Origin of the sequence: Acidovorax sp. JHL-9 (genome assembly GCF_000426205.1) — a bacterium.
Classification (GTDB): Bacteria; Pseudomonadota; Gammaproteobacteria; order Burkholderiales; family Burkholderiaceae_C; genus Acidovorax; species Acidovorax soli.
Genome location: NZ_AUEX01000005.1, coordinates 129,727 through 155,378, shown reverse-complemented (window position 1 = coordinate 155,378; position 25,652 = coordinate 129,727). Strand labels below are relative to the sequence as shown.

At 67.0% G+C, this 25,652-nt stretch carries 20 protein-coding genes and 1 pseudogene; 7 read left to right on the top strand and 14 right to left on the bottom strand.

What is annotated here, in order from left to right; genetic code table 11:
* Window positions 1-17 precede the first annotated feature (17 nt).
* The 4 genes from tcuB to K225_RS22125 form a co-directional block, all read right to left on the bottom strand.
* Complete coding sequence (gene tcuB / locus K225_RS0105985; protein ID WP_026435571.1) at window positions 18-1,187, bottom strand: tricarballylate utilization 4Fe-4S protein TcuB; 1,170 nt, start codon at window positions 1,185-1,187, stop codon at window positions 18-20.
* Window positions 1,174-2,646 carry an FAD-dependent tricarballylate dehydrogenase TcuA gene (gene tcuA, locus K225_RS0105980; protein WP_026435570.1) on the bottom strand — a complete coding sequence of 491 codons (1,473 nt, stop codon included), beginning with the start codon at window positions 2,644-2,646 and terminating at the stop codon, window positions 1,174-1,176. Before tcuA ends, tcuB begins: the two co-directional genes overlap by 14 nt.
* Before the next feature lie 239 nt (window positions 2,647-2,885).
* On the bottom strand, window positions 2,886-3,824 hold the full coding sequence (locus K225_RS0105975; protein ID WP_026435569.1) for a LysR substrate-binding domain-containing protein: 939 nt from the start codon (window positions 3,822-3,824) through the stop codon (window positions 2,886-2,888).
* A gap of 214 nt (window positions 3,825-4,038) precedes the next feature.
* A complete protein-coding gene (locus tag K225_RS22125) occupies window positions 4,039-5,082 on the bottom strand; it encodes a WD40 repeat domain-containing protein (RefSeq protein WP_162143881.1) in 1,044 nt (347 codons plus the stop codon).
* A 379-nt stretch (window positions 5,083-5,461) separates the two neighbouring features.
* Between K225_RS22125 and mnmA the strand changes: the two genes are divergently transcribed.
* Window positions 5,462-6,616, top strand: coding sequence for a tRNA 2-thiouridine(34) synthase MnmA (mnmA, locus tag K225_RS0105970; RefSeq protein WP_026435568.1), 1,155 nt, complete (start codon window positions 5,462-5,464; stop codon window positions 6,614-6,616).
* A gap of 174 nt (window positions 6,617-6,790) precedes the next feature.
* Here mnmA and ssb read toward each other — a convergent pair whose 3' ends face one another.
* Together ssb and K225_RS0105960 are read right to left on the bottom strand one after the other, a co-directional pair.
* Window positions 6,791-7,330, bottom strand: coding sequence for a single-stranded DNA-binding protein (gene ssb / locus K225_RS0105965; RefSeq protein ID WP_026435567.1), 540 nt, complete (start codon window positions 7,328-7,330; stop codon window positions 6,791-6,793).
* Between the two features lie 140 nt (window positions 7,331-7,470).
* Window positions 7,471-8,658 (bottom strand): MFS transporter, encoded by a 1,188-nt coding sequence (locus tag K225_RS0105960; RefSeq protein ID WP_026435566.1) that lies wholly within the window; start codon window positions 8,656-8,658, stop codon window positions 7,471-7,473.
* 155 nt (window positions 8,659-8,813) lie between these two features.
* Between K225_RS0105960 and uvrA the strand changes: the two genes are divergently transcribed.
* Window positions 8,814-11,936, top strand: coding sequence for an excinuclease ABC subunit UvrA (uvrA, locus tag K225_RS0105955; protein WP_369794836.1), 3,123 nt, complete (start codon window positions 8,814-8,816; stop codon window positions 11,934-11,936).
* Window positions 11,937-11,991: 55 nt separating this feature from the next.
* On the opposite strand, the gene K225_RS0105950 is transcribed toward uvrA, so the two are convergent.
* On the bottom strand, window positions 11,992-13,935 hold the full coding sequence (locus K225_RS0105950) for a sigma-54-dependent Fis family transcriptional regulator (RefSeq protein ID WP_026435564.1): 1,944 nt from the start codon (window positions 13,933-13,935) through the stop codon (window positions 11,992-11,994).
* 314 nt (window positions 13,936-14,249) lie between these two features.
* On the opposite strand from K225_RS0105950, the gene K225_RS0105945 reads away from it, so the two are divergent.
* The 3 genes and pseudogenes from K225_RS0105945 (at window position 14,250) to K225_RS0105935 (ending at window position 17,499) form a co-directional block, all read left to right on the top strand.
* Window positions 14,250-15,773, top strand: coding sequence for an aldehyde dehydrogenase family protein (locus K225_RS0105945; protein ID WP_026435563.1), 1,524 nt, complete (start codon window positions 14,250-14,252; stop codon window positions 15,771-15,773).
* A 130-nt stretch (window positions 15,774-15,903) separates the two neighbouring features.
* A pseudogene (locus K225_RS21580) lies at window positions 15,904-16,206 on the top strand (DUF779 domain-containing protein); the annotation flags it as partial.
* 360 nt (window positions 16,207-16,566) lie between these two features.
* Entirely contained in the window at window positions 16,567-17,499 is a 933-nt protein-coding gene (locus tag K225_RS0105935) for an EamA family transporter (protein WP_026435562.1), read from the top strand.
* A gap of 67 nt (window positions 17,500-17,566) precedes the next feature.
* Here K225_RS0105935 and pyrF read toward each other — a convergent pair whose 3' ends face one another.
* The 7 genes from pyrF to def all read right to left on the bottom strand — a co-directional run bounded on the left by pyrF (window position 17,567) and on the right by def (window position 23,032).
* On the bottom strand, window positions 17,567-18,391 hold the full coding sequence (gene pyrF, locus K225_RS0105930; protein WP_026435561.1) for an orotidine-5'-phosphate decarboxylase: 825 nt from the start codon (window positions 18,389-18,391) through the stop codon (window positions 17,567-17,569).
* A gap of 81 nt (window positions 18,392-18,472) precedes the next feature.
* Window positions 18,473-19,672, bottom strand: a complete 1,200-nt coding sequence (locus K225_RS0105925) for a phosphoglycerate kinase (RefSeq protein WP_026435560.1) — start codon at window positions 19,670-19,672, stop codon at window positions 18,473-18,475.
* A gap of 94 nt (window positions 19,673-19,766) precedes the next feature.
* A complete protein-coding gene (locus K225_RS0105920; RefSeq protein WP_026435559.1) occupies window positions 19,767-20,102 on the bottom strand; it encodes an AzlD domain-containing protein in 336 nt (111 codons plus the stop codon).
* On the bottom strand, window positions 20,099-20,920 hold the full coding sequence (locus K225_RS0105915; protein ID WP_026435558.1) for an AzlC family ABC transporter permease: 822 nt from the start codon (window positions 20,918-20,920) through the stop codon (window positions 20,099-20,101). Before K225_RS0105915 ends, K225_RS0105920 begins: the two co-directional genes overlap by 4 nt.
* Window positions 20,917-21,996, bottom strand: coding sequence for a methionyl-tRNA formyltransferase (locus K225_RS0105910; protein ID WP_026435557.1), 1,080 nt, complete (start codon window positions 21,994-21,996; stop codon window positions 20,917-20,919). The genes K225_RS0105915 and K225_RS0105910 overlap by 4 nt, the downstream gene beginning before the upstream one ends.
* 23 nt (window positions 21,997-22,019) lie before the next feature.
* A complete protein-coding gene (locus K225_RS0105905) occupies window positions 22,020-22,526 on the bottom strand; it encodes a hypothetical protein (protein ID WP_238323194.1) in 507 nt (168 codons plus the stop codon).
* Complete coding sequence (def, locus tag K225_RS0105900) at window positions 22,523-23,032, bottom strand: peptide deformylase (protein WP_026435555.1); 510 nt, start codon at window positions 23,030-23,032, stop codon at window positions 22,523-22,525. Before def ends, K225_RS0105905 begins: the two co-directional genes overlap by 4 nt.
* A gap of 200 nt (window positions 23,033-23,232) precedes the next feature.
* Between def and K225_RS0105895 the strand changes: the two genes are divergently transcribed.
* Window positions 23,233-24,435, top strand: a complete 1,203-nt coding sequence (locus K225_RS0105895) for a LysM peptidoglycan-binding domain-containing protein (protein WP_026435554.1) — start codon at window positions 23,233-23,235, stop codon at window positions 24,433-24,435.
* A gap of 60 nt (window positions 24,436-24,495) precedes the next feature.
* A complete protein-coding gene (dprA, locus tag K225_RS0105890; RefSeq protein WP_026435553.1) occupies window positions 24,496-25,650 on the top strand; it encodes a DNA-processing protein DprA in 1,155 nt (384 codons plus the stop codon).
* Window positions 25,651-25,652: the final 2 nt, after the last annotated feature.

Genomic DNA, 25,652 nt, shown 5'->3' with positions numbered 1-25,652 from the left:
GGGGATGAAGGTGGCGTTCAGTCCGCGCCCAGTCCTATGGGGTTGGGCTGGCGCTTTTCGACCGCGTGGCGCAGCAGCGCCGCGGTGCGGAAGATGCCGTGGCCGAACTTGCCGTAGGGCATGGTGGCAAACAGCGCCATCACCGCGCCCAGGTGCAGGCACAGCAGCAGCGCCAGGGCCGGTGTGCCACGGGCCAGCCACAGGGCCAGACCGCTGGTGGCGGTGAGGAACAGCAGGGCGATGAAGCCACGGTCCATGGGCTTTTGTGCGGCATCGCCGTGCAGCGGGTGGCGGCGCAGGTTCAGCCGCCACAGGCCCGCCGTGCCCAGCGCCAGCATCACGCCACCGGCCACGCCCAGCAGTTTGGGCAGGCTGGGCAGGTCGTAGGGCGCGGCCCAGCCCAGCAGGTAGTGGTAGAGCGTGGCCACGCTGGTGGCGGCAAAGCACAGCAGGAAGCCGTAGAACGTGAGATGGTGCAGGCGCCGGCGCGCGAGCGTGTACGCGTCGTCCTCGTTGTGGCAACCGTCGCCATGGCCACCGTCCAGGTATTTGAGGCGCAGCACGGCGTTGGTGGCTTCGGCTGCGGCGGGCGCACCCAAAGGCGCGCCGCTGGTGGCGGGCGTGATGTGGCGCCAGAAGCGGCGCACGCCCATGCCCAGCGCCAACACCACGAACAGGAACACCGGGGCAAACAGGCCCACCAGCAGGTTGTGCGGGAAGATGCCGTAGAAGTCGCCGCCGGGCGCGCTCCACAGCGTGCCTTTCAAGGCCACGGCCAGCACCAGGAACAGCGCCAGGCCTGTCGCCAGCGCCAGCGACAGCGTGAGCCCCTGGCGCTGGTACAGCGCACCCAGCGCGAGCGGCCAGGCGTAGTCGGCATAGGTCTGGCCGCGCACCTGGGCCATGGCCTGGGGCACATTCACCGCAAACTCGTGCGGCGGCGCGTACTGGCAGGCGTGCAGGCAGGCGCCGCAGTTGTGGCACAGGTTGGCCAGGAAGTGGATGTCGGCCTTGCCGAATTCGAGCCGGCGCGTCATGGCCGGAAACACGGCGCAAAAACCTTCGCAGTAGCGGCAGGCATTGCAGATCTGCATCTGCCGCGCCACCTCGGTTTCGGGGGCAGACAGCACGATCTCGCCGTTCGCCAGCGCCCGGGCGTCGCGCGTCAGGGCTTCAAGCGATTGCATGGTCTGCTCCTTGTTTTGTCGTTTTTGGCGATTTTTGTGTAAGCGCTGGAGGCTGTTGTGATGCCAACGCCGCCTGCGCCGCGTTCGTGCCCGCAATGCGGCCAAAGGCCGTGCCAATGCTCATGCCCACGCCGGCCGTGTAGCCCTTGCCCAGCACGTTGCCGGCCATCATCTCGCCCGCCACGAACAGGTTGCTGCTTGGCTGGTGGTTGAAGCGTACGGCGGCCGTGTCGTCGGTGTGCAGTCCGAGGTACGTGAAGGTCACGCCGGGCTTGAGTGCATAGCCGTAGAACGGGCCGGTGTCGATGGGCCGCGCCCAGTGTGTCTTGGCGGGCGCCACGCCTTCGGTGTGGCAGTCGTCCAGGGCCGTGTGGTCAAACTGGCCCACGCGGCAGGCGGTGTTGTAGGCATCGAGCGTGCGCATGAAGGTGTCCACCGGCAGGCCCAGCTTGTGCGCCAGTTCGGGCAGGCTGTCGGCCTTGACGCCGGGGAAGACGGGCGGCATGAAGCGGCCAATCGCCTTGCTGTCGATGATGGAGTAGCCGATCTGCCCCGGCTGCTGCGCCACCAGGCGCCCCCAGATGGCATAGCGCTTGGGCCAGAAGTCCTCGCCCTCGTCGTAGAAGCGCTCACCTGCTCGGTTGACCACCACGCCCAGCGAAACGCAATCAATGCGGGTGCAGATGCCGCCGTCGTACAGCGGCGCGCGCGCGTCAATCGCCACCATGTGCGCCTGCGTTGGGTCGCCAATGCGGTCGGCGCCATGGTCGTCGAGCAAATGCTTGAGCAGCACGCCCTTGTTGTAGGCCGTGCCACGGATCAAAAAGTTGTCGGCCGGCCACTCGCCGCGCTCGTTCTGGCCCCAGGCCTCGCGCAGCCATTCGCGGTTCGATTCAAAACCGCCCGCTGCCAGCACACAGGCCTTGGCGGTGATGCGCTCTGGCTGGCCGTTGACGGTGCAATGCGCGGCCACGAAGCGGCCGTTGTCGATCTCGATGCGGTCCACCGGCGCTTCGTAGCGGATCTGCACGCCCAGCTTTTCGGCGCTGCGGTAGTAGGCATTCACCAGCGCCTTGCCGCCGCCCATGAAGAAGGCATTGGTGCGCGCCACATGCAGCGCGCCCGACAGCGGCGGCTGGAAGTGCACGCCGTGGCTGCGCATCCAGTCGCGGCAGGTGCTGGACGCGCGGATCACCAGGCGCGCCAGGTGTTCGTTGGTCAGGCCGCCCGTCACCTTGAGCAGGTCTTGCCAGTATTCTTCTTCGGGGTAGGCCTCGACCAGCACATCCTGCGGCGCATCGTGCATGCAGCGCAGGTTGCGCGTGTGGCCCGAGTTGCCGCCACGCCAGGCGCGCGGCGCCGATTCGAGCAACAGCACGCTGGCACCGGCCTCGCGGGCCATCAGCGCGGCGCACAGGGCGGCATTGCCGCCGCCAATCACCAGGACGTCGGGGCTCATGGGCAGTTCTTTTCAGTCATAAGGTGGCTGGACTGTAGAAAGAACGCCCCCGCTTGCGCAGGGGTTGTGCGGCATGACCCCATCACGGATCGTGATGGCTTGGCCGCTGAAACGGGCTATCTCGGCCTGCGGCCATTCAACAGAGCACGGCACAAGCCAACGGTCACCGCGCAAGGGCCGCCACCACCCGGTGCGGGCGCTGGTGGCGTCCCCCTCCCAGGGGGAAGGCGCGCAGCGCTTCAGGGGGAGGCCAACCTTGCACCAATCCACTGGCCCGACTGCACCAGCTCGCGCACGCAGTCGCCCAGCACCACGCGCGCGGCCAGGGCGGCCGGCGAGAGCTCGTCGTCCGACAGGCTGCACAGCGCGGCGGGGCGGTAGGCCGGGCCGTCCTCGATTTCGGCCAGCACAAAGCGCTCTGCCGCATCGGCATAGCGGCCCACGGCGGCCCAGGGCTGGATGGTGCTGCCCAGGCCCATGTCCACCGCGTCCATCAGCAGCGCCAGCGAATCGATCTCCATGGCCATGCGCGGCGCCACGCGCGCCTGGGCAAAGGCCGCATCCAGCCGGCTGCGCAGGCCGTGCGGGCCGGTGGGCAGGATCAGCGGTTCATCGCCCAGTTGCGCCAGGGCCACCTTGCCGACCAGTGCCGGCGTGCGCACGCCATGCCGGGCCGACCGGATCAGAAACAGCCGCTCCTCCAGCAGCGGCAGCACGCTCCAGCGGCGGGCCGGCTGGGTGTCGAACAATACGGCCAGGTCAAGTTGGCGCGCATTGAGCATGTTCGAGAGATGGCCCGAGAGGCTGCCCACCATGTGCAGGCGCACATCGGGGTAACGCTCGTGCATGGCGCGCATCAGCGGCACCCCTAGCACCGAGGCCGTGGTGGGCGACAGGCCCACGCTCACCGTGCCCGTCAGCCGCGCCTGCTGCGCCGCCCGCGCGGCCTGGTCGGCATGGCGCAGGGCAAGCTGCGCCTCGCGAAAAAACGCCAGCCCCGCCTCGGTAGGCACCGCGCCCTTGGCGGTGCGCTGCAGCAGCCGGGTAGCCAGCTCGCCCTCCAGGCGGCTGATCTGCTGGCTCAGGGCGGACTGCACCATGTCGAGGTCCAGCGCCGCCCGGCCCATGGAGCCGAGTTCGACGATGCGGACGAAGTAGCGGAGTTGGCGCAGTTCCATGGGGGGATGGTCGCACAGTCACGCCATGCGGCCATAGCCCATAAAGGTCGAGCGCGTTTTTCCGGGGAGTTCGTCAGCGCTCGGGTGGATGGGATGCGAGCGATCCGGCGTGCGGCAGAGGTGGTGGCGATTTCGAAGATGGCGGATGGACGGCTCTCGACCCAAACCAGCCTTAAGTTTTCCAGAGGAGCCGACCTACATCGAAATGCTCCATTTAGTTGCGAGGTAGTTGCTGCCCCGTGACGCTATCTCGAATCTGAGGAGCCCCTGGGCCGCCAGTAGTGAAAGTCCGACCATCCGGCGAGATCGCAACGTCGCAACCCAAGTCTCGAACGGTCGTTGTCGCGCCGCTATCGAGATCCGTTACGAACATTAGAAAAGCGGGTGCGAGTGTTCCTATGCAATCCGGGCACATCATTAGGTTTGCCGATGATGCGAGATAACGCCCGTCCGCGGAAAACGCTACCTGCGATCCGCAATGAGGGGGAATTGTCCGCGCAGCTTTGGCAAACTTGGACTCAGGTCCACCGATAAGGGGTGGCGCGCCTAGAGTCGGAGCCCCGACAATCTGAAAACCTCGAATTGTGCCAAGCAGCCACAGCAGTAGTCCGCCACCTTGTGCTTTATCAAATGTCCCAGCCGCACTGGTTGCGGCAGCAACTGGTAAATCGTCGGCTTTCTCGAAGCCCCCCTCCAGACTACGCTGCCAGAGTCGCAAATCGTATCCGCCCGCCGTGCTCGCAAATATTCCGCTTTGTCTTTGGAACGCCAGGCCGGTAACCGGTGCTTCATGTGCTTTTGAGCTGTATAACAGAACGAAGTTTTTTGCATCAAATATCGCAATCTCTCCATTGGAAAGACCCACGACCAAAACCGATCCGTCTGGAGACATGGCGGTGGCCGTAGCCTTGGCGCCAAGGGGTAACTGGACCCTGCTTGCCTGTCCGGTATTCTTCATGGGCCACAAGAGCAAATCCGGCCCGGCGCTGATAAGCACTTGTCCATCAGAAGAAAAGATGAGATCGACAATTGGGCCCCCGGCCGGCGAACGGTATTTCTCCATCCCTGAAGCGACGTCCCACACGACAACATTACCCGAAAGGGTGCCCGCTGCCAGTAGGCTTCCGTCCGGCGAGAAAGTGAGTGGTATTGGGCGATAGATCGACGCAATCACATCAAGGTAGCTCCGTCGAATAGGTGTCTTATCAACTTCCCGGGTAAAAATTCGCCTGAATAACAACGGTTGCGCGTCGAACAAGGCCACCTCTCCTTCGTTCGTGGCGGCGGCGATAGTCCGTCCGTCAGGCGAGAACGCTGTCGAAACGACGTATCCCAAAGGTTGATCTCGCCCTGGCGTAGAAGCGCAAGCAGACAGCAACACTGCGAGGAGCAAACCTGTCAGTGCCCGACTAATCATTTTCAGCATGGGTGGCAGCATCACGCCTCCTCAAGATCACGATCTCGACAGATTAACCCTTTCGCCGTTCGCCATGGCTGCTTTCGGCACAACTGGCCAATGACCGGTAGTGGCCGATAGCCGCTCATAGGAAGCCCTGCCGGGCACATGCCTTCCGTGCCGCTGCGCGTTTAGCACCCTCGCGCAGAGCGGCCAGTGCATAAAAAATACAATCAGGCCAATGACTGCCCCTACCAAACAGCGCGTTGTCGTCGGCCTCTCGGGCGGCGTGGACTCCGCCGTCACCGCCTACCTTCTCAAGCAGCAGGGCCACGAGGTGGTCGGCATCTTCATGAAGAACTGGGAGGATGACGACGACAGCGAATACTGCTCGTCCAACATCGACTTTGTGGACGCGGCCGCCGTGGCCGATGTGATCGGCATCGAGATCGAGCATGTCAACTTTGCCGCCGACTACAAGGACCGCGTGTTCGCCGAGTTTCTGCGCGAGTACCAGGCGGGGCGCACGCCCAACCCCGATGTGCTGTGCAACGCCGAGATCAAGTTCAAGGCTTTTCTGGACCACGCCATGCGCCTGGGGGCGGAAAAAATCGCCACAGGGCACTACGCGCGCGTGCGCCAGAACGCGCAAAACGGTCTGTTCGAGCTGCTCAAGGGGCTCGACCCGAGCAAAGACCAGAGCTACTTTTTGCACCGGCTGAACCAGGCGCAGCTGTCGAAAACGCTGTTCCCCGTGGGCGAGCTGCACAAGACCGAGGTGCGGCGCATTGCCGAAGAGATTGGCCTGCCCAACGCCAGGAAGAAGGATTCGACCGGCATCTGTTTCATTGGCGAGCGGCCGTTCCGCGAGTTTTTGAACCGCTACATCAGCCACGCGCCCGGCCCCATCCAGGACGACCGGGGGCGCACGCTGGGCCGGCATGTGGGGCTGAGCTTCTACACCCTGGGCCAGCGCCAGGGCCTGGGCATTGGCGGCGTGAAGGCCAAGGGCGCCGAGCTGAAGGCGGCGCTGGAGCGTGGCCAGCGCGGCGTGGGCGAGCATGCGCCCTGGTTCGTGGCGCGCAAGGACCTGGAAAAGAACGTGCTGCGCGTGGTGCAGGGGCATGACCACCCCTGGCTGCTGTCGCACGGGCTCGATGCCCAGGACGCGAGCTGGTGCGCGGGCCAGGCGCCAGCGCCCGGTGCCTATGCCGCCAAGACGCGCTACCGCCAGCAGGACGCGGCCTGCACCGTGGTGAGCGCGGCAGGCGCCGGTTTTCGCCTGGAGTTTCCCGATGCGCAATGGGCCGTCACGCCGGGGCAGAGTGCGGTGCTCTACGACGGCGATGTCTGCCTGGGTGGAGGCGTGATTGCGGCGGTGGATTCGTCGGTGTGAGAATTTTGAAGAAAATGGCTGCTGACGCTTTCAGTACATTTGCTGATCGCTGTCATTTTTGAATCGACTGCGCTGCCGCCAAGAGGTCACTCCGGGCTGCCGGATGCCCACAAAAAAAGCCTGCCAGCACGAAGCTGGCAGGCTTTTTTGTGGTTCGCTGAAGCGTTGTCCGAATCAGAACGGGATGTCGTCGTCCATGTCGTCAAACCCCGAGGCCGCGCGCGGGGCCTGCGCCACCGGGGCGGGTGCGGGCCGGGGGGCGGGGGCTGCGGGGCGTTGCTGCATGGGGGCGGAGGCACGGCGGGGGGCTTCGTAGCCGCCGCCCTGGTCGCCGCCGTAGCCGCCGTCGTCGTGGCCGCCACCCTGGCCACCCATGCCCTGGCGGCCGCCCAGCATCTGCATCTGGTCGGCGCGGATTTCGGTGCTGTACTTTTCGATACCGGCCTGGTCGGTCCACTTGCGCGTGCGCAGGCTGCCTTCGACATACACCTGCGAGCCCTTGCGCAGGTATTGGCCCACGATCTCGGCCAGGCGGCCGTTGAAGACCACGCGGTGCCACTCGGTGGCTTCCTTCATTTCGCCGGTCTGCTTGTCTTTCCACTTGTCGGTGGTGGCAATGGTCACGTTGGCCACCTGGTCGCCACTGGGAAAAGTGCGCATTTCAGGGTCGCGGCCCAGGTTGCCGACGATGATGACTTTGTTGATGGATGCCATGGTGGTGTCTTTGCCTTCAAAGGGTGAAAGCGCCGGATTTGAGGGAATTCCAGGCGCCAAAAAGCTGCATTGTGCCGCAACCGGGGGCTGGGCTCACGGCCTGCAGCCGACGTCCCTTCTGCCGCGCAGGCTCCTAGATTTCAGTGCCCGCCGCCGGCGTTGCGCCCCACGGGCTGCAGGGGCCAGGTCAGCACCAGCCACAGGGCGGTCAAGGCGGCGGTGGCGGCAAACAGCCCGGGCGCGCCGGCCCATTTCACCAGCGCGCCGCCCAGTGCGCCGCCGGCAAACAGCCCCAGCGACTGCAGCGTGTTGTAGCTGCCCAGCGCCGCGCCGCGCACCGGTGTCGGCGCCATGCGCGACACCAGGCTGGGCTGGCTGGCCTCCAGCGCATTGAAGCCGCAAAAGAACAGAAACATCAGCGGCCCCAGCACCCACAGCGTGGGCGTGGTGCCGCTGGCGGCCAGCGCGCCCAGGCCCAGCTGCACCAGCAGCACCAGGGCAATCGCGCCCAGCAGGGCGCCGCGCAGGCGGCCGCGCCGCTCCAGCGCAAACAGCCCGCCCATGGCCGCGAACGACAGCACCACGGCCGGCAGGTACACCTGCCAGTGGTGGTCTTTGGTCAGGCCGGCCTGCACCAGCATGGCGGGCACGGCCACCCACATAGCCAACTGCACGGTGTGCAGCACGAACACGCCCAGGTTCAGGCGCAGCAGATCGGGGTGTCGCCACACATCGGCCAGGCTGCCGCGCGGCGCGTTCTTGTGCGCGGCCGACTCTGCAGGCACCCACCACAGCACCACGGCCACGCCAGCCAGCGCCAGGGCGCAGGTCAGGCCAAAAAGGCCCGCCAGGCCGATATGCGCCGTGAGCACGGGGGCCGCCACCAGCGCCACGGCAAACATCAGGCCAATGCTGCCGCCCACCAGCGCCATGGCCTTGGTGCGCACGGCGTCGCGCGTCTGGTCGGCCAGCAGGGCGGTGACGGCGGCCGACACGGCCCCGGCGCCCTGCAGCGCCCGGCCCACCAGCAGCCCGGTGAGCGAATCGGCCAGCGCGGCCAGCAGGCTGCCCGCCGCAAACACCAGCAGGCCCAGCACGATGACGCGCTTGCGCCCGAAACGGTCGGAGGCCATGCCCAGCGGCAGCTGCAGCACGGCCTGGGTCAGTCCGTAGACGCCCATGGCCAGGCCCACCAGCGCGGGGTCGTCGCCGCCGGGGTATTTGCGTGCCTCCAGGGCGAAAACCGGCAGCACGAGGAACAGGCCCAGCATGCGCAGCGCAAAGATCAGCGCCAGGCTGATGCTGGAGCGGCGCTCCAGCGGGGTCATGGCCGTGGAGGGGTTTGCGGGAGTGGGCGAAGAGGTTGGGGGGGGCACGGTAATGTCAGACACGCTCAAAAGGGGCCGGTGGGCCTGGGCCGCAGAAGCGATAAAGCGTTGGATTGTCCGCGATCCGCGCACAGGCTGCCCGGACGGCACCCTGCATGGAAGGCCCCGCGTCACTATCATGGTGGGTTTTTCTGCTTTCTGGCGTGCGCCCCACTGTGAACCCTTCCCTGCCCCAACGTCCTGCCGATGACCAGCCTTCCGGGCCCCCGGGTCTTTACCTGGGACATGCCCTGGCGCAGGCGCGCATCAGCATCCGCGGGGCGCGCACGCACAACCTCAAGAACATCGACCTCGATATCCCGCGCAACCAGCTGGTGGTGATCACGGGGCTGTCGGGTTCGGGCAAGTCCAGCCTGGCGTTCGACACGCTGTATGCCGAGGGGCAGCGGCGCTATGTGGAGAGCCTGTCGGCCTATGCGCGGCAGTTTCTGGGGCGGCTGGACAAGCCCGATGTCGATCTGATCGAAGGCCTGTCGCCCGCCATCAGCATCGAGCAGAAGGCCACCAGCCACAACCCGCGCTCCACCGTGGGCACGGTGACCGAGATCCACGACTACCTGCGCCTGCTGTACGCCCGCGCGGGCACGCCGTATTGCCCCGACCACGGCCTGCCGCTGGCGGCGCAGACCGTGAGCCAGATGGTGGATGCCGTGCTGGCCCTGCCCGAGGACACCAGGCTCATGGTCCTCGCCCCCGTGGCGCGCGAGAAGAAGGGCGAGTTCACCGAGCTGTTCGCGCAGATGCAGGCGCTGGGCTACATCCGCTTCCGGGTGGACGGCCAGATCCATGAGCACGAGAACCTGCCGCAGCTCAAGAAAACCGAGAAGCACAGCATCGACGTGGTGATCGACCGCGTGAAGGTGCGCGCCGACCTGCAGCAGCGCCTGGCCGAGAGCATTGAGGCCGCACTGCGCGTGGGCGGGCACGAAGGCAACGGCCGCGTGCTGGCGCTGGAGATGGACACGGGGCAGGAGCACCTGTTCAGCAGCAAATTTGCCTGCCCGGTGTGCAGCTATGCGCTGGCCGAACTGGAGCCGCGCCTGTTCTCGTTCAACTCGCCCATGGGCGCCTGCCCGGCCTGTGACGGCATTGGCCAGCGCGAGGTGTTCGACGCGGCGCGCGTGGTGGCCTTTCCGTCCTTGAGCCTGGCCAGCGGCGCCATCAAGGGCTGGGACCGGCGCAACGGCTACTACTTTGCCATGCTGGAGAGCCTGGCCAGGCACTACGCGTTTGACATCGAGGCACCGTTCGAATCACTGCCCGCGCCCGTGCAGCACGCCATCCTGCACGGCTCGGGCGAGGAAGAAATCGCCTTCAGCTACATCATGGACAGCGGCGCCTCCAAGGGCAAGGCTATCGTCAAGAAGCATGTGTTCGAGGGCATCCTGCCCAACATGGCGCGCCGCTGGCGCGAGACTGATTCAGTGGTGGTGCGCGAAGACCTGGCCCGCTACCGCGGCACCCAGCCCTGCCCCGAATGCCAGGGCCAGCGCCTGCGCCGCGAGGCCCGCCATGTGAAGCTGGGCGAGGGGGCGCAGGCCCGCGCCATCTATGAGGTGAGCCACGCCACGCTGAGCGATGCCCATGCTTGGTTCAACGACCTGGAGCTCACCGGCGCCAAGGCCGAGATTGCCGACAAGGTGGTGCGCGAGATCGCCACGCGGCTGCAGTTTCTGAACGACGTGGGCCTGAGCTATTTGAGCCTGGACCGCAGCGCCGAGACCCTCTCCGGCGGCGAGGCGCAGCGCATCCGCCTGGCGTCACAGATCGGCTCGGGCCTGACGGGCGTGATGTATGTGCTGGACGAGCCCAGCATCGGCCTGCACCAGCGCGACAACGACCGCCTGATTGCCACGCTGCAGCACCTGCGCGACATCGGCAACAGCGTGATCGTGGTCGAGCACGACGAAGACATGATGCGCGCCGCCGACCAGGTGATCGACATGGGCCCCGGCGCCGGCGTGCACGGCGGGCGCGTGATGGCGCAGGGCACGTACGACGAAGTGCGCGCCAATGCGCAGTCGCTCACGGGCCAGTACCTGTCGGGCGCGCGCACCATTGCCGTGCCCCGGCGCCGCACGCCCTGGCTGCCGGTGCTGGAGCCGGCCGCGCCGGTGGTCGAGGCCAAGGCCAAGTCGCGCTTTCCGCAGACCGAGGCCCGCAAGCGCCGCGCCGAGCGCATGGCCGAGCACCATGCGCGCCAGGGCGCCGTGCAGGCGCTGCGCGTGGCGGGCGCCACGGGCAACAACCTGCAGGACGTGACGGTGGATTTCCCCGTGGGGCTGCTCACCTGCGTGACGGGCGTGTCGGGCTCGGGCAAGAGCACGCTGGTCAACGACACGCTCTACAAGGCCGTGGCGCGCCAGCTGTACCGCGCGCACGACGAGCCTGCGCCGCACGAAGAGATCGTGGGCATCGAATACTTCGACAAGGTCATCAACGTCGATCAGTCGCCCATCGGCCGTACGCCGCGCAGCAACCCCGCCACCTACACCGGCCTGTTCACGCCCATCCGCGAGCTGATGGCCGAGGTCAACACCGCCAGGGAGCGCGGCTACGGCCCCGGGCGTTTTTCCTTCAACGTGGCCGGTGGCCGCTGCGAGGCCTGCCAGGGCGACGGCGTGGTGAAGGTGGAGATGCACTTTCTGCCCGACGTGTACGTGCCTTGCGACGTGTGCCATGGCCAGCGCTACAACCGCGAGACGCTCGAAGTGCTGTGGAAGGGCAAGAACATCGCGCAGATCCTGGAGCTGACGGTCGAGGACGCCGCCGCCTACTTCAAGGACGTGCCCACCATCGCGCGCAAGCTGCAGACGCTGCTGGACGTGGGCCTGTCGTACATCCGCCTGGGCCAGAGCGCCACCACGCTCTCGGGCGGCGAGGCGCAGCGTGTGAAGCTGGCGCAGGAGCTATCGAAGCGCGACACCGGCCGCACGCTTTACATCCTCGACGAGCCCACCACCGGCCTGCACTTTGCCGACATCGACCTGCTGCTCAAGGTGCTGCACCAGCTGCGCGACGCGGGCAACACCATCGTCATCATCGAGCACAACCTCGACGTGATCAAAACGGCAGACTGGCTCATCGACATGGGCCCCGAGGGCGGCGCGGGTGGCGGCACCGTGGTGGGCGTGGGTACGCCCGAGGAACTGGCGGCCAACCCGGCCAGCCATACCGGGCGGTATCTGGCGCCGTATTTGGGGAAGATATCTGGATGAAATGGCTTTTCGCGCATATCCATCAGGCGTTGATAGCTATTGAATTGATAGTGAATCAATGCGTGCGCGAAGCCAGCTTGCGGTACAGCGTCTGGCGGCTGATGCCCAGCTGGCGCGCTGCCTGTGACATGTTGCCGCGTGCGGCTTGCAGGGCCTGGTCGATGGCCGTGCTGGACAGTTGCTGCAAGCTCAATGCGCCGGGGGCAGGGGTGTCGGGCTGGTTGTCGGGTGGTTGTGGCACCGTCTCCAATGACTGCACCAGGTCGTCGGGCATGTGCTCCCAGCCCAGGGTGTCTTCGCCCTCGGCCAGCATGGCGCAGGCGGTGCGCAGCACGTTGGCCAGCTGGCGCAAGTTGCCGGGCCAGGGGTAGGCGGCCAGGCGGGCGAGCAGGTCGGACGCCACCTGCACCTCAAAACCCAGGCCCTGCTCGGCAGCCAGGTCGGCCAGCAGGCGCTGCAGCAGCGCCACCAAGTCGCTGCGCTCGCGCAGTGCGGGCAGTTGCACCGTGAGGCCGTTGATGCGGTAGTACAGGTCTTGCCGAAAGCGCCCCTGCTCCGCCGCCTGCAGGAGCTGGTTGTGCGTGGCGCAGACCAGCGCAAAGTCCACCGGCACGGCCTTGCTGGCGCCCACGGGCGTCACGCTGCGCTCCTGCAGCACGCGCAGCAGGCGGGTCTGCAGGGCCAGCGGCATGTCGCCGATTTCGTCGAGGAACAGCGTGCCGCCATGGGCCTCGCGCAGGCGGCCCAGGTGGCCTTCCTTGCGCGCGCCGGTGAAGGCCCCGGCCACATGGCCGAAGAGTTCGGATTCGATCAGGTGCTCGGGAATCGCCGCGCAGTTGATGGCCACAAACGGCGCATCGCGGCGCGGGCCACTGGCGTGCAGCGCGCGCGCAAACACTTCCTTGCCCACGCCCGACTCGCCCTGCACCAGCACCGCAATGGGCTTGCCCACCACGCGGCGGGCCTTGTCGGCGGCGGCGCGCCAGCGGGCGTCGCCGGTGTCCAGCTGGGCCAGTGCGTCGTGCTGGGGTGCGGTGGCCGCCGCGGCGGTGGGCCGCGTGGGGGTGGCGACCCAGGCGGCGTCAAGCTGTACCTGGGCAAACAGCAGGCCGCCTTGCGGTGTGCGCAACGCCTGCGGCTGCTGGGGGCGGCGCCTGTGGTGCGAGAGCAGGTCATCGAGCCGCACGTCCAGCACCCGCTCCAGCAAGGTGGCGCCCACGTCGCACGCGTGCAGGCCCAGCTGCGCCAGGGCCACGCGGTTGGCGCCCACGATCCAGCCGTCGGCCGACACGGCCACGATGCCCTCGGCCACGCTGCCAATGCCCTCGGGCGCGCTGTGCAGGTGCAGGCGGATGTTGCGCTTGCAGGTGGCGGCCAGCAGGCGGTTTTCAATCATGCGCGCTGCGGTGCTGACCAGGCCCAGCGCGTGGGCGTGGCCGTTGCGGTAGTCGCCCGAGATGTCGAGGATGCCCAGCAGCTCGCCCGTGGCCGACAGGATGGGCGAGGCCGCGCAGGTGAGAAAATTGTTGCGCTCCAGAAAATGCTCGCCGCCGTGCACCTCCACTGCGCAGGCCTCGGCCAGGGCCGTGCCGATGGCGTTGGTGCCCCGGTGGGCCTCGTGCCAGGAGGCGCCGCTGGTCAGCGCCACGCGCTCGGCCTTGTCCATGAAGCAGGGGTCGCCCAGGGTGTGCATGAGCATGCCGCGCCGGTCGGCCAGCACCACCACGCTCTGGCTGTGGCGCACCTGCTCGAACAGGTACTCCATCACCGGGCGCGAATGCGCGAGCAGCTCGGGGTTGCTGGCCAGCACCTGGCGCAGGGTGCCGCTGCTGGGGTGGTCGATGGCCGGGGGCCGCCCGGTGGGCAGCAGGCCGGCCGCCATGCTGCGCGACCAGGAGCGCGCCAGGCGCTCGTCCACCAGGCCGCTGGGGCACTGGCCAGAGTCCAGCAGGTGCTGGCGGGCCTGTCGCAGGGCGACGGGGGAGGTGTTGGGGCGCACGCTTTGTCTCCGCGCGGGCTCAGGGTGGCCCGCTTGTGGTGTGTGGGCCAGTATGGCGGGCTCCACGGCGCGGGGCAAGGGTGTGGGCGCAAGCGGTGTGCCAACTGTTCCATTTCGTGACAGGTGTCGCGGCCCGGCACAGCCTGGCTTGGTCGGCTGCGACAGGTGTCCGCCCTGGCGGGCCGAAAAAATCCAATGAAATCAACACTTCGCGCGCCACGGCCCGCTGGCATGTGTTTTGAGTAAGGGGTTGGCATCGGACAGGCTCCACCGAGTCTGCCCGATGCACACAACCATCGCAGGAGACATGCACCATGACCGTTTACGCAGCCCCCGGCGCCGCTGGCGCCAAGATCACCTACCAGCCCCGTTACGACAACTTCATCGGCGGCAAATTCGTGCCCCCGGTCAAGGGCCAATACTTTGATGTGATCTCGCCGGTCAACGGCAAGGTCTACACCCAGGCCGCCCGCTCCACCGCCGAAGACATCGAGCTGGCACTCGACGCCGCCCACGCTGCGGCCAACGCCTGGGGCAAGACCGACGCCGCCACGCGCGGCAACATCCTGCTGAAGATTGCCGACCGCATCGAACAGAACCTGGAGCTGCTGGCCTATGCCGAAACCGTGGACAACGGCAAGGCCATCCGCGAGACGCTGAACGCCGACATCCCGCTCACGGTGGACCATTTCCGCTACTTTGCGGGCTGCGTGCGGGCACAAGAAGGTGCCCTCTCCAACATCGACGAGAACACCGTGGCGTACCACATCCAGGAGCCGCTGGGCGTGGTGGGCCAGATCATCCCGTGGAACTTTCCCATCCTGATGGCGGCCTGGAAGCTGGCCCCGGCGCTGGGCGCAGGCAACTGCGTGGTGCTCAAGCCGGCAGAGTCCACCCCCATCTCCATCCTCATCCTGGCCGAGCTGATTGCCGACCTGCTGCCGCCCGGCGTGCTGAACGTCGTCAACGGCTTTGGCCGCGAGGCCGGCATGCCCCTGGCGCAGAGCAAGCGCATTGCCAAGATCGCCTTCACCGGCTCCACCAGCACCGGCCGCGTGATCGCGCAGGCCGCCGCCAGCAACCTCATCCCCGCCACGCTGGAGCTGGGCGGCAAGAGCCCCAACATCTTCTTTGCCGACGTGATGGACAAGGACGATGCGTTTCTGGACAAGGCCATCGAAGGCCTGGTGCTGTTTGCGTTCAACCAGGGCGAGGTCTGCACCTGCCCATCGCGCGCACTCATTCAGGAATCGATCTACGACCAATTCATGGAGCGCGTCTTGAAGCGCGTGGCCGCCATCCAGCACCAGAACCCGCTGGACACCGACAGCATGATGGGCGCGCAGGCCAGCAAAGAGCAGCTCACCAAGATCCTGTCGTACCTAGACCTGGGCAAGCAGGAAGGCGCCGAAGTGCTGGCCGGTGGTGGCCAGGCGCATCTGGGCGGCGACCTGGAAGGCGGCTACTACGTGCAGCCCACGCTGTTCAGGGGCCACAACAAGATGCGCATCTTCCAGGAGGAAATCTTCGGCCCCGTGCTGGCCGTGACCACCTTCAAGGACGAGGCCGAAGCGCTGGCGATTGCCAACGACACGCTGTACGGCCTGGGCGCGGGTGTGTGGAGCCGCAACGGCAACGTGGCCTACCGCATGGGCCGCGCGATCAAGGCCGGGCGCGTATGGACCAACTGCTACCACGCCTACCCGGCGCACGCGGCGTTTGGCGGCTACAAGGAGTCGGGCATCGGGCGTGAAACGCACAAGATGATGCTGGACCATTACCAGCAAACGAAGAACCTGCTGGTGTCGTACTCGGAAAACAAACTGGGTTTCTTCTGATCTTGGGTGGCGGTCCAAAAACCGCCCCTGGCGTCGTTGCGCCGTCTTGCCGTGGCGCTGCCACTGTCTGCGACGGAGACGCCTAGCCAGGGACGGTTTGTGAACCGCTGGAAGCGCTGCTGGCGGCTCGTTGTTCCAACTTGCCGCACTTTATTGGCATCGCACGCTGGAGCTGGTGGCCGTTCTGCAAGCTAAACATGGCCCGCACTTGATGTTCCACCAGTCGGGCGGCTGCCGCGACAACAGCGCGGCCAACTGCTACTTGCCAGGCGAGATCACCATGGGTGCAGGCGACGTGTACCTGGGCGACGCTGGGGGCTGCCCGTTCTACCTCGGGCGCGCGCAGTACGAGACCTGGAAATACACGCAGCGCATCCTCGGTGTGGGCGGTACCTTCTCGCTGGAGGGCAGGGCCTTCCATACCCGTTCACGCGGCGGATGGCGCCCACCACCTCTCCGCCCTGCACGGCTACGGTGCTGGCGGCCAGGGCAGATGGCAAAACCATGCGGGGCTGCACCATCCGTAGCGCAGTGCATGGATGCTCGCGCAAAGTGGTATGGGCTCGCCTCAGGCGATGGCGGCAGCTGGTCGATGGCTTGGGGGCTATCGGCAGGCTGCAGGTGCTGGTGAATAATGTCCGGCGTCCCTTTTGCGGAGATCCCCCAGCATGCATTCCATCACCTTGCGCTTTCTGGCCCGCTGTGGCGCACCATCGCCATCCGGCCGCATCCAGGGGGGAATCGTCTTGCGCTGGGCCGGCGAAGCGGCGCGCGCTGTGCAGTAAGGCGGCAAATGGCTGCTGTGCCGGGCCCGATGCGGGGCCGCGATCTTCTGGCCGCGCTGGCGGTGGTGGTGCTCTGGGGCGTGAACTTCGTGGCCATGAAGTGGGGCTTGCGCAGCTTCACGCCCTTCCAGCTGGGCGCCTTGCGCTACCTGTGCGCGGCGGTGCCCCTGGTGCTGCTGGTGCAGGCGCCGCGCATGCACTGGCGCTGGGTGCTGCTGTTTGGCAGCTTCCAGGGCGTGGGGCAGTTCGGCTTCTTGTTTGTGGCACTGCAGATGGGCATGACGGCGGCGCTGGCCAGCGTGCTGTTGCAGACGCAGGTGTTCTTCACAGCGCTGTTCGGTTTTGCGGTGCTGCACGAGCGCCCCGGCCGGCCGCTGGTGCTGGGCCTCGTGCTGGCGGGGCTGGGGTTGCTGTGCTTTGCGATGAACTACGTACAACCGGGTGATGCCGCGGCGGGCACCACGCTGGCCGGCTTGCTGCTGACGCTGTGCGCTGCGGCCTGGTGGGCCGCGTCGAACATCGTCTCGCGCCTGGCGCAGCAAGCCTCGCCGGGCTACGACCCTTTCTCGTTCGTGGTCTGGAGCAGCCTGGTGCCGGTGCTGCCCTTCACCCTGCTGTCGTTCTGGCTGGACCCCGATGCGAGCCGCTGGCTCGATCCTGCCGCCTGGGCCGCCGTGCCGCTGGTGGCCTGGCTGTCGCTGGCGTACCTGGGCTGGGCCGCCACGGTGCTGGGCTACGGGATGTGGACCACCTTGCTCAAGCGCTACCCGGCCAACCGCGTGGCACCCTTCAGCCTGGGTGTTCCGCTGGTCGGCATTGCCGCAGGCATGGGGGTGCTGGGCGAGGCCATCACGGCCTGGCAATGGGCGGGCGTGGCCTGCGTGGTGCTGGCCCTGGCGTGCGTGGTGCTGGGGCCGCGGTTGGGCATGAAAAAGGCCTGAAGCGTTTATCCATCAGGCGCTTTCAGCTATTTAATCAATAGCAATCCGGTATGTTGCGAAGCGCCTCTTAGCCGCACGCCGCCTGCAGCACGGCGCGGGTGCGCAGCGCTTCGTGGCGTGCGGCGGTGGCGAAATCGTCGCCGCCCGAGGCATACAGAATGGCCCGTGACGAGTTCACGATGATGGGGCCGTCGGTGCGCAGGCCGGCGCGCACGGTGGCCACGGCATCGCCGCCCTGGGCGCCCACGCCAGGGATCAGCAGGGGCAGCGTGGGCGCAATGCTGCGCACGCGCTCGATTTCCTGGGGGTAGGTGGCGCCCACCACCAGGCCGAGCTGGCCGTTTTTGTTCCAGGGACCTTGGGCGAGGCGGGCCACATGTTCGTACAGCAGGGGCTGGCCCTCGATGCTGGCCAGGCGCTGGTTTTGCAGGTCGTCACCACCGGGGTTGGAGGTGCGGCACAGCAGGAACGCGCCCTTGCCGTGGTAGGCCAGGTAGGGCTCGATGGAGTCAAACCCCATGAAGGGCGAGAGCGTGACGGCGTCGGCGCCATAGCGCTCGAAGGCCTCCTTGGCGTATTGCTCGGCAGTCGAGCCGATGTCGCCCCGCTTGGCATCCAGGATCACCGGCACCTGGGGCGCGTTGCAGCGCATGTGCTGCATAAGGCGCTCGAGCTGGTCTTCGGCGCCATGGGCCGCAAAGTAGGCAATCTGGGGCTTGAAGGCGCAGGCCACATCCGCCGTGCTGTCCACAATCGCGGCACAAAAATCGTAGATCTTGTGCGGGTCGCCGCGCATGCCGGCAGGAAACCGGGTGGGTTCAGGGTCCAGGCCCACGCAGAGCATCGAGTTGTTCTGGGTGGCGGCATTGCGCAGCATGTCGAGGAAGGTCATGGGCGCAATTTTAGGCGGGCCAGGCGGGGTGTAAGCGCGCAGCAAAAAGGCCGTCGCAACGGCCTTTCTTGAGTGCGCTCCTCAGGACTGTGCAGCAGCCCGTTTTTCGAGGATCTCGAACGCCGGCAAGGTCTTGCCTTCGAGCACCTCCAGGAAGGCGCCACCACCGGTGGAGATGTAGCCCACCTGCTGCTCGATGCCGTATTTGGCGATGGCCGCCAGGGTGTCGCCGCCGCCGGCAATGCTGAAGGCGGGCGATTGCGCAATCGCCTGGGCGATCTCGCGCGTGCCGTTTTCAAAGGCGGCGAACTCGAACACGCCCACGGGGCCGTTCCAGACGATGGTGCCGGCCGATTTGAGCTGGGCGGCCAGCCGTGCGGCGGTCTGGGGGCCGATGTCCAGGATCAGGTCGTCGTCGGCCACCTCGGTGGCGGCCTTGATGGTGGCGGGGGCGTCGGCGGCGAAGGTCTTGGCGGTGACCACATCGGTGGGAATCGGCACCTCGGCGCCGCGCGCCTTCATGGCGGCCATCACGGACTTGGCGGCATCCAGCAGGTCGGGCTCGGCCAGGCTCTTGCCGATGGGCAGGCCGGCGGCCAGCATGAAGGTGTTGGCAATGCCGCCACCCACGATGAGCTGGTCCACCTTGTCGGCCAGGCTTTGCAGGATGGTGAGCTTGGTGGACACCTTGGAGCCGGCCACGATGGCCGCCAGGGGGCGCTGGGGCTGGGCCAGGGCCTTGGTCAGGGCGTCGATTTCGGCCGACAGCAGCGGGCCTGCGCAGGCCACAGGCGCGTACTGGGCGATGCCGTAGGTGGTGCCCTCGGCGCGGTGGGCCGTGCCAAAGGCGTCGTTCACGAAAACGTCGCACAGGGCGGCCAGCTTGCGGGCCAGTTCTTCCTTGTTCTTCTTTTCACCGACGTTGACGCGGCAGTTTTCCAGCAGCACCACTTGGCCCGGGGCTACGGTGACGCCGTCCACCCAGTTGGCGAGCAGCGGCACGTCGCGGCCCAGCAACTCGGACAGGCGCCGGGCCACGGGGGCCAGCGAGTCTTCGGGCTGGAACGCGCCTTCGGTGGGGCGGCCCAGGTGGCTGGTCACCATCACGGCGGCACCTGCGTCCAGGGCCATGCGGATGCACGGAATCGAGGCGCGGATGCGGGTGTCTTCGGTGATGTGGCCGGCGGCGTCCAGCGGCACATTCAGGTCCGCACGGATGAAGACGCGCTGACCACGGACTCGGTTCTGGGCGCACAGGTCGGAAAAACGCAGGATGTTCATGGGCAAGTAGCTCGCGAAGGGGGCACGTGTAACGGGGCTGTCATTTTAGGCGCCCGGCCCCGCCCCGTCCCGCCGTGCTGCGGGGCCTGCCGGCCTACCAGCCCCAGCCGATGTGCAGTGGCAGGTACACCAGCATCCCCACCACGATGGTGCCCAGGATGCCGCGGCGCCAGAAATAGTAGGTCACGGCGCACAGCACGGCGGGCAGGCGCGCGTCTTTCAGCGTGGCGATGAGCGCACCGTGCGACATGAGTATCTCGGGTGCAATGACGGCCGTGAGCGCCGCCAGCGGCGCATATTTGAGCCCGCGCTTGAGCCAGTCGGGCAGGGGCAGTTCGCGCTCGGGGATCATGAAGAACGAGCGCGTCAGCACCGTGAGCAAGGCCAGGCCGATCACCGCGACAAAGGCTTCCAGTCCATCCCAGTTCATGGATGCTGCTCCTCGCGCAGTGCCACGGCGTCGCCCGCTTCGACCTGTTCGAGCCCATCGGCGGTGATCCGGCTGTTGGCCGGCACCAGCAGCACCTCGGGCTTGTGGCGGCGCCGGTCCACGGCCTCGATCAGCAGCCCCACGGTGACTGCTGCGGCAATGGCCACCAGGATGTTGAGCTTGAGCGGCAGCGCAAACGCGGCAATGGCGGCGGTGGCGGCCACCCCCGTGGCCAGCCAGGTGGCGCGGTCGAACAGCAGCGACAGCAGCACCCCCAGCAGCGCCAGCACACCGGCAAACCCGAGGCCCCAGGACAGCGGCACGGCGTTGGCCAGCAGGATGCCGGCAATCGACGGCACCTGCCAGGCCAGCCAGTTGGTGGCGGCGGCGCCCCAGAAATAGGGCAGCTGGTCGGGCGCAGGCTGCGGTGCCGGAAAGCGCTTCATGAAGGCCACGAAGATCACGTCTCCGCTGAAGTAGCCAATGGTCACGCGCCAGCGCCGCGGCAGGTGCGCAAAGTAGCTGCGCCACAGGCTGCTGAAGATCACGAAGCGCAGGTTCACGCACGACGCCGTGAGCCAGACCACCCACAGCGGCGCCCCGGTGGCCAGCAGCGGAATCACGGCCAGCTGGGCGCTGCCGGCATAGACCACCAGTGACATGAAAATCGCCATGGACACCGACATGCCGCTTTTGACCATGGCCACGCCCGTCACCAGGGCCCAGGCGGCCAGGCCCAGCGAGGTGCCGGCCATGTCGGTGATGGCCAGGCGAAACGCCGAGTGGCGCAGGGTCTGGCGGACCGACGCGATGCTCATGGGCCCGTGGACGCGATCGCTGGCGCGGGAGGCTCGGCCCCCAGCACCATGCCGGGTTGCAGCGGGAAGCCGCGCAGGAACTCGGAGGCGGGCAAGCGCTTGCCGCCGGACCGCTGCAGGCTGGTCAGGCGCAGGGCGCCTTCGCCGCAGGCCACCAGCACCCCGGTGTTGTCTATGGACAAGATCTGGCCGCAGCGCTTGTCCGGTGTGCCCTGATGGCCATGGAGTTCATAGTCCCAGAGTTTGATGGTCTCGGTGCCCAGTGTGGTGCTAGCCCCGGGAAAAGGGTTGAAGGCCCGGATCTGCCGGCCGATCACCTCGGCCGGCAGCGACCAGTCCACCGTGCTTTCGGATTTTTCGATCTTGTGGGCATAGGTCACGCCCTGTGCCGGCTGCGCCACCGGCTGCAGGCCGCCGCAGGCCGCCAGCTCCAGGGCCTCCACGATCAGCCGGCCGCCCATGTGGGCCAGCCGGTCGTGCAGCGAGGCCGTGGTGTCGCGGGGGCTGATGGCCAGCTTTTCGGTCAGCAGCATGGCGCCCGTGTCCAGGCCTGCATCCATTTGCATGATGGTGACGCCCGTCTCGGCATCGCCCGCTTGAATGGCGCGGTGGATGGGGGCGGCGCCGCGCCAGCGTGGCAGCAGGCTGGCGTGGATGTTCAGGCAACCCAGGCCCCTGGCCCCCACGCTCCCCGCTGCGCGTGGTTCGCTGCCCCCCGAGGGGGCCTTCGCGCCTTCGGGCGGCCGGGCGGCGCTCATGGCATCCAGCACCCACTGCGGCAGGATCAGGCCGTAGGCGGCCACCACCATTACATCGGCCTGGGCGGCCTGCAAGGCGTCGCGTGCAGCAGCGGCATCTTCTGGAAATTTGCCATCCAGGCGCAGGCTGCGGGGCTGGGCCACCGCAATGCCATGCTCCAGTGCGCATTGCTTGACGGGCGAGGCCTGCAGTTTCATGCCCCGGCCCGCGGGACGGTCGGGCTGGGTGAGGACGAGGGGGACGGTGAATCCGGCGTCCAGCAGGCGCTGCAAGGCAATGCGGGCGAATTCGGGGGTTCCGGCAAAGATGATGTTCATGAAGGAATGTCGGGCGATCGCTCTCAGGGGTTCCGGTCGTCGCCGACGGGCTGGTCGTCGCTGAAGAGCAGCTGGCGCACCGTGCCCGCGCGGTCGATGTGGATGTGCGCCATGCGCGGTTCGTAGTCGTCCATGAACCGGTAGGTCCAGACATCGCCATCAAAGCGGGCCACCCGCTCGACCAGCATCGGCGGGCCGAAGCTGCGCTCGACGTCGGCCGCGGTCCATGCGTTGAGTGCAATGCCCGAGAAGCGGGCGAGGGTGAGGGTCTGCTCGACGCGCTGAAGGCGTCCGGCGGCATCGAAGTCCAGGTGGAACACCTGGCGGCCCGCTGGCAGAGTGGAATAAAGCAGGCGTTCTGCCCCGCCCTCCAGGGCGGTCGCGCTGGAGGGCGGGCCCAGCCGCGACAGCACTTCGGCGCGGCTGGCCCCGGGTTTTTCCCGGTCCGGCGAGGCACAGGCCGACAGCAGTCCCAGCAGCACCAGCGCACCGGCGCCGATGCCAAGGCGGCGCAGTGCGTTGGTGCTCACTCGCGTGCTTCTCTTTGCTGTTTGAGCATCTTCGTCTTGATGCGGTTGCGCTTGAGCGGCGAGAGATATTCGACGAACACCTTGCCCATGAGGTGGTCCATCTCATGCTGCATGCAGACGGCCAGCAGGCCTTCGGCTTCGAGGGTGCGCGACTGCCCCTGCGCATCCAGCGCCCGCACATGCACGGCTGCCGAGCGTTCCACGCCGTCGTAGATGCCAGGCACCGAAAGGCAACCCTCGTCGCCCACATGCTTCTCCGGGCTGGCCCAGACGATCTCTGGATTGATCAGCACCAGCGGCTCGTTGCGCTCCTCGGAGACATCGATGACCACGATGCGCTCGTGCACGTCGATCTGCGTGGCCGCCAGGCCGATGCCGTGGGCGTCGTACATGGTGGCGAGCATGTCCGCCACCAGTGCCTGGACACGGGCGTCCACGGCCTGGACCGGCTGAGCGACCTTGTGAAGACGGGGATCCGGATAACAGAGAATGGGAAGAATTGCCATGAATGAAGGTGAAAGCTGTCGCTATTTTCGCCACTTTTGCCCCGCGCTGCAGCCGCCTGGTGCATTATTCGTTGCCCAATCAAGGGCTTGAGCAGAAAATCTCAGACGGTTTGTAACGTATCTGCCCGGCAGCTTGCATTGGGCAATCGATCGCGGCGCCAGTGAGGGGGCGTTTCACAATGCATCAAAAAAGGAACAACATGACGGCATTCACCAGCGTGCGGCGAACCGCCCTGGGTGCGTTGACAGTAATGGCCGGCGCTTTGCTTGCCGCGCCGGTTCACGCGCAGAACTATCCTGTTTCGAGCGGGCAGCGTGCCACGGCGCAACAGGTGGCCGAACGTGGCGTTCCTCTTTCCGAGCTGGCACCCGGGGCTCCTGACACCTATGTGGTGAAACGCGGAGACACGCTCTGGGGCATTTCGGGGATGTACCTCCAGCGCCCATGGCGCTGGCCCGAGCTGTGGGGCATGAACCTCCAGGCCCTGCCCAATCCCCACCTGATCTTTCCCGGCCAGACGCTCTATCTCGAAAAGAACGGCGGTTATGCACGCCTGCGCACCAGCGCCCGCGGCGCACCTGACACGGTGCGGGTGTCACCTCGCACGCGCAGCGACAGCCTCGCCGATACCGCCCTGCCCACACTCAAGCCGCACCTCATCGAACCTTTCCTGGTGGAGCCGCTGGTGGTGGACGCCGAGGTGCTCCAGCGTGCGCCGCGCATCGTGGCCACCGTGGACGAGCGCGTGCTGATGGCCGACGGCGACCGTGCCTATGCCCGCGGCGATGAATCCAGCCCGCTGCGGATGGAGGCCGGCGCACCCCGCCACTACCGGGTGTTCCGGGATGCCATTGCCCTCAAGGACCCTTTGACGGGTGAAATCCTGGGTTACGAAGCGCAATATGTCGGCAAGGCAGAGCTGGTGCGTGGCGAGTCGGTGGAAGAATCGGCCAATGGCAAGGGCGGCATTGCGTATGACTACGTGCCCGCCACCGTGGAGCTGTCTGCAACCAAGCAAGAGGTTCGTGCGGGAGACCGGCTGCTGCCAGCGCCAGCGCGCGCTTTCGTCAGCTATACGCCACGCGCACCCCAGATGGAGGTCGATGCGCGGGTGGTCTCGATTTACGGCGGCAACTCGGTGACCTACGCCGCACAGAACCAGGTCATTGCCATCAACCGGGGCACCAAGGACGGCATGGAAGCCGGCCAGGTGCTTCACATCATGACCAAGGGCGACCGCCTCAAGGACAGCACCGATGCCGCAAAGACGGTGATCAAGCTGCCCAGCGAGCGCAATGGCCATGTGATGGTGTTCCGCACCTTTGACCGGGTTTCCTACGCGTTGATTCTGGAAATCCGCACCGGCGTGCGGGTGGGTGACCGCCTGGTCAATCCCGAATAAGGAGGGCGCCGGTGGCCATGCTGCGGCCTCGGTGTCCCGTGTGTTTCCCCTGTCCTGACCATGGACATCGATGAACTCTCCAGCTGGCTGCGCCTGACGCTGACACCGGGCGTCGGCAACAGCACGGCCCGCCGCCTCCTGGCGGCTTTCGGTCTTCCAGCCGCCATTTTTCAGCAGTCCGAGGGGGCGCTGGGGCAGTACGTCACGCCCGTGCAGGCCCGGGCCCTGTGCCAGGTTCCCGAGGGCCTGGCGCCGCAACTGGAGACCACCTGGGCCTGGCTTCAGGGGCCGGCGCCAGAGGGGACGGCACGGGTGTTCCTGACCCTGGGCGATGCGCGTTATCCAGAGGCCCTGCTCGACACAGAAGACCCTCCGCTGGTGCTGTATGGCATCGGACCTGCGGCGTTGTGGGCCGCCCGGCCTTTTTCCACCGGGCGTTGTCTGGCCATCGTGGGCAGCCGCAATCCCACTGCCCAGGGTGCGGACAACGCACGGCAGTTTGCGCGTGCGCTGCATGCGGCGGGGCTGACCATCGTGTCCGGGCTGGCGCTGGGGGTGGATGCGGCGGCACATGAGGGGGCGCTGGACAGCGCAATGGCAGATGCCACATTCCCCGCCACGATTGCGGTGGTCGGCACCGGGCTTGACAGGGTGTACCCCCGCCAGAATTTGGGGCTGGCACGGCGCATCGCCGCACACGGCCTGCTGATCAGCGAATACCCCCTGGGCACACCGCCGCTGGCGCCCAATTTTCCCAAGCGCAACCGCATCATTGCAGGGCTTTCGCAGGGAACGCTGGTCGTGGAAGCGGCGCTGGCATCGGGTTCGCTGATCACGGCCCGGCTGGCGGTGGAGCAGGGCCGTGAAGTGTTCGCCATTCCGGGCTCCATCCACGCACCCCAGTCGCGCGGATGCCATTCCCTGATTCGGCAGGGCGCCAAGCTGGTGGAATCGGTGCAGGATGTGCTGGAAGAACTCCACTTTCCCGCTGCATCGGTGCCACCACCGCCGGCTTCTCCTGGGACGGCGCCCGCCCATCCGCCCGAAAGCGCATTGCTGCAGGCGATGGGTTTCGATCCGGTGGGGCTCGATGCACTGATGGCGCGCACGGGCATGGACACCGCCGCCATGCAGGTCGAGCTGCTGGAGCTGGAGCTGGCCGGGGCCGTGGCCCGGCTGCCGGGCGGTTTGTTCCAGCGCATGGGCAGCGCCTGAGC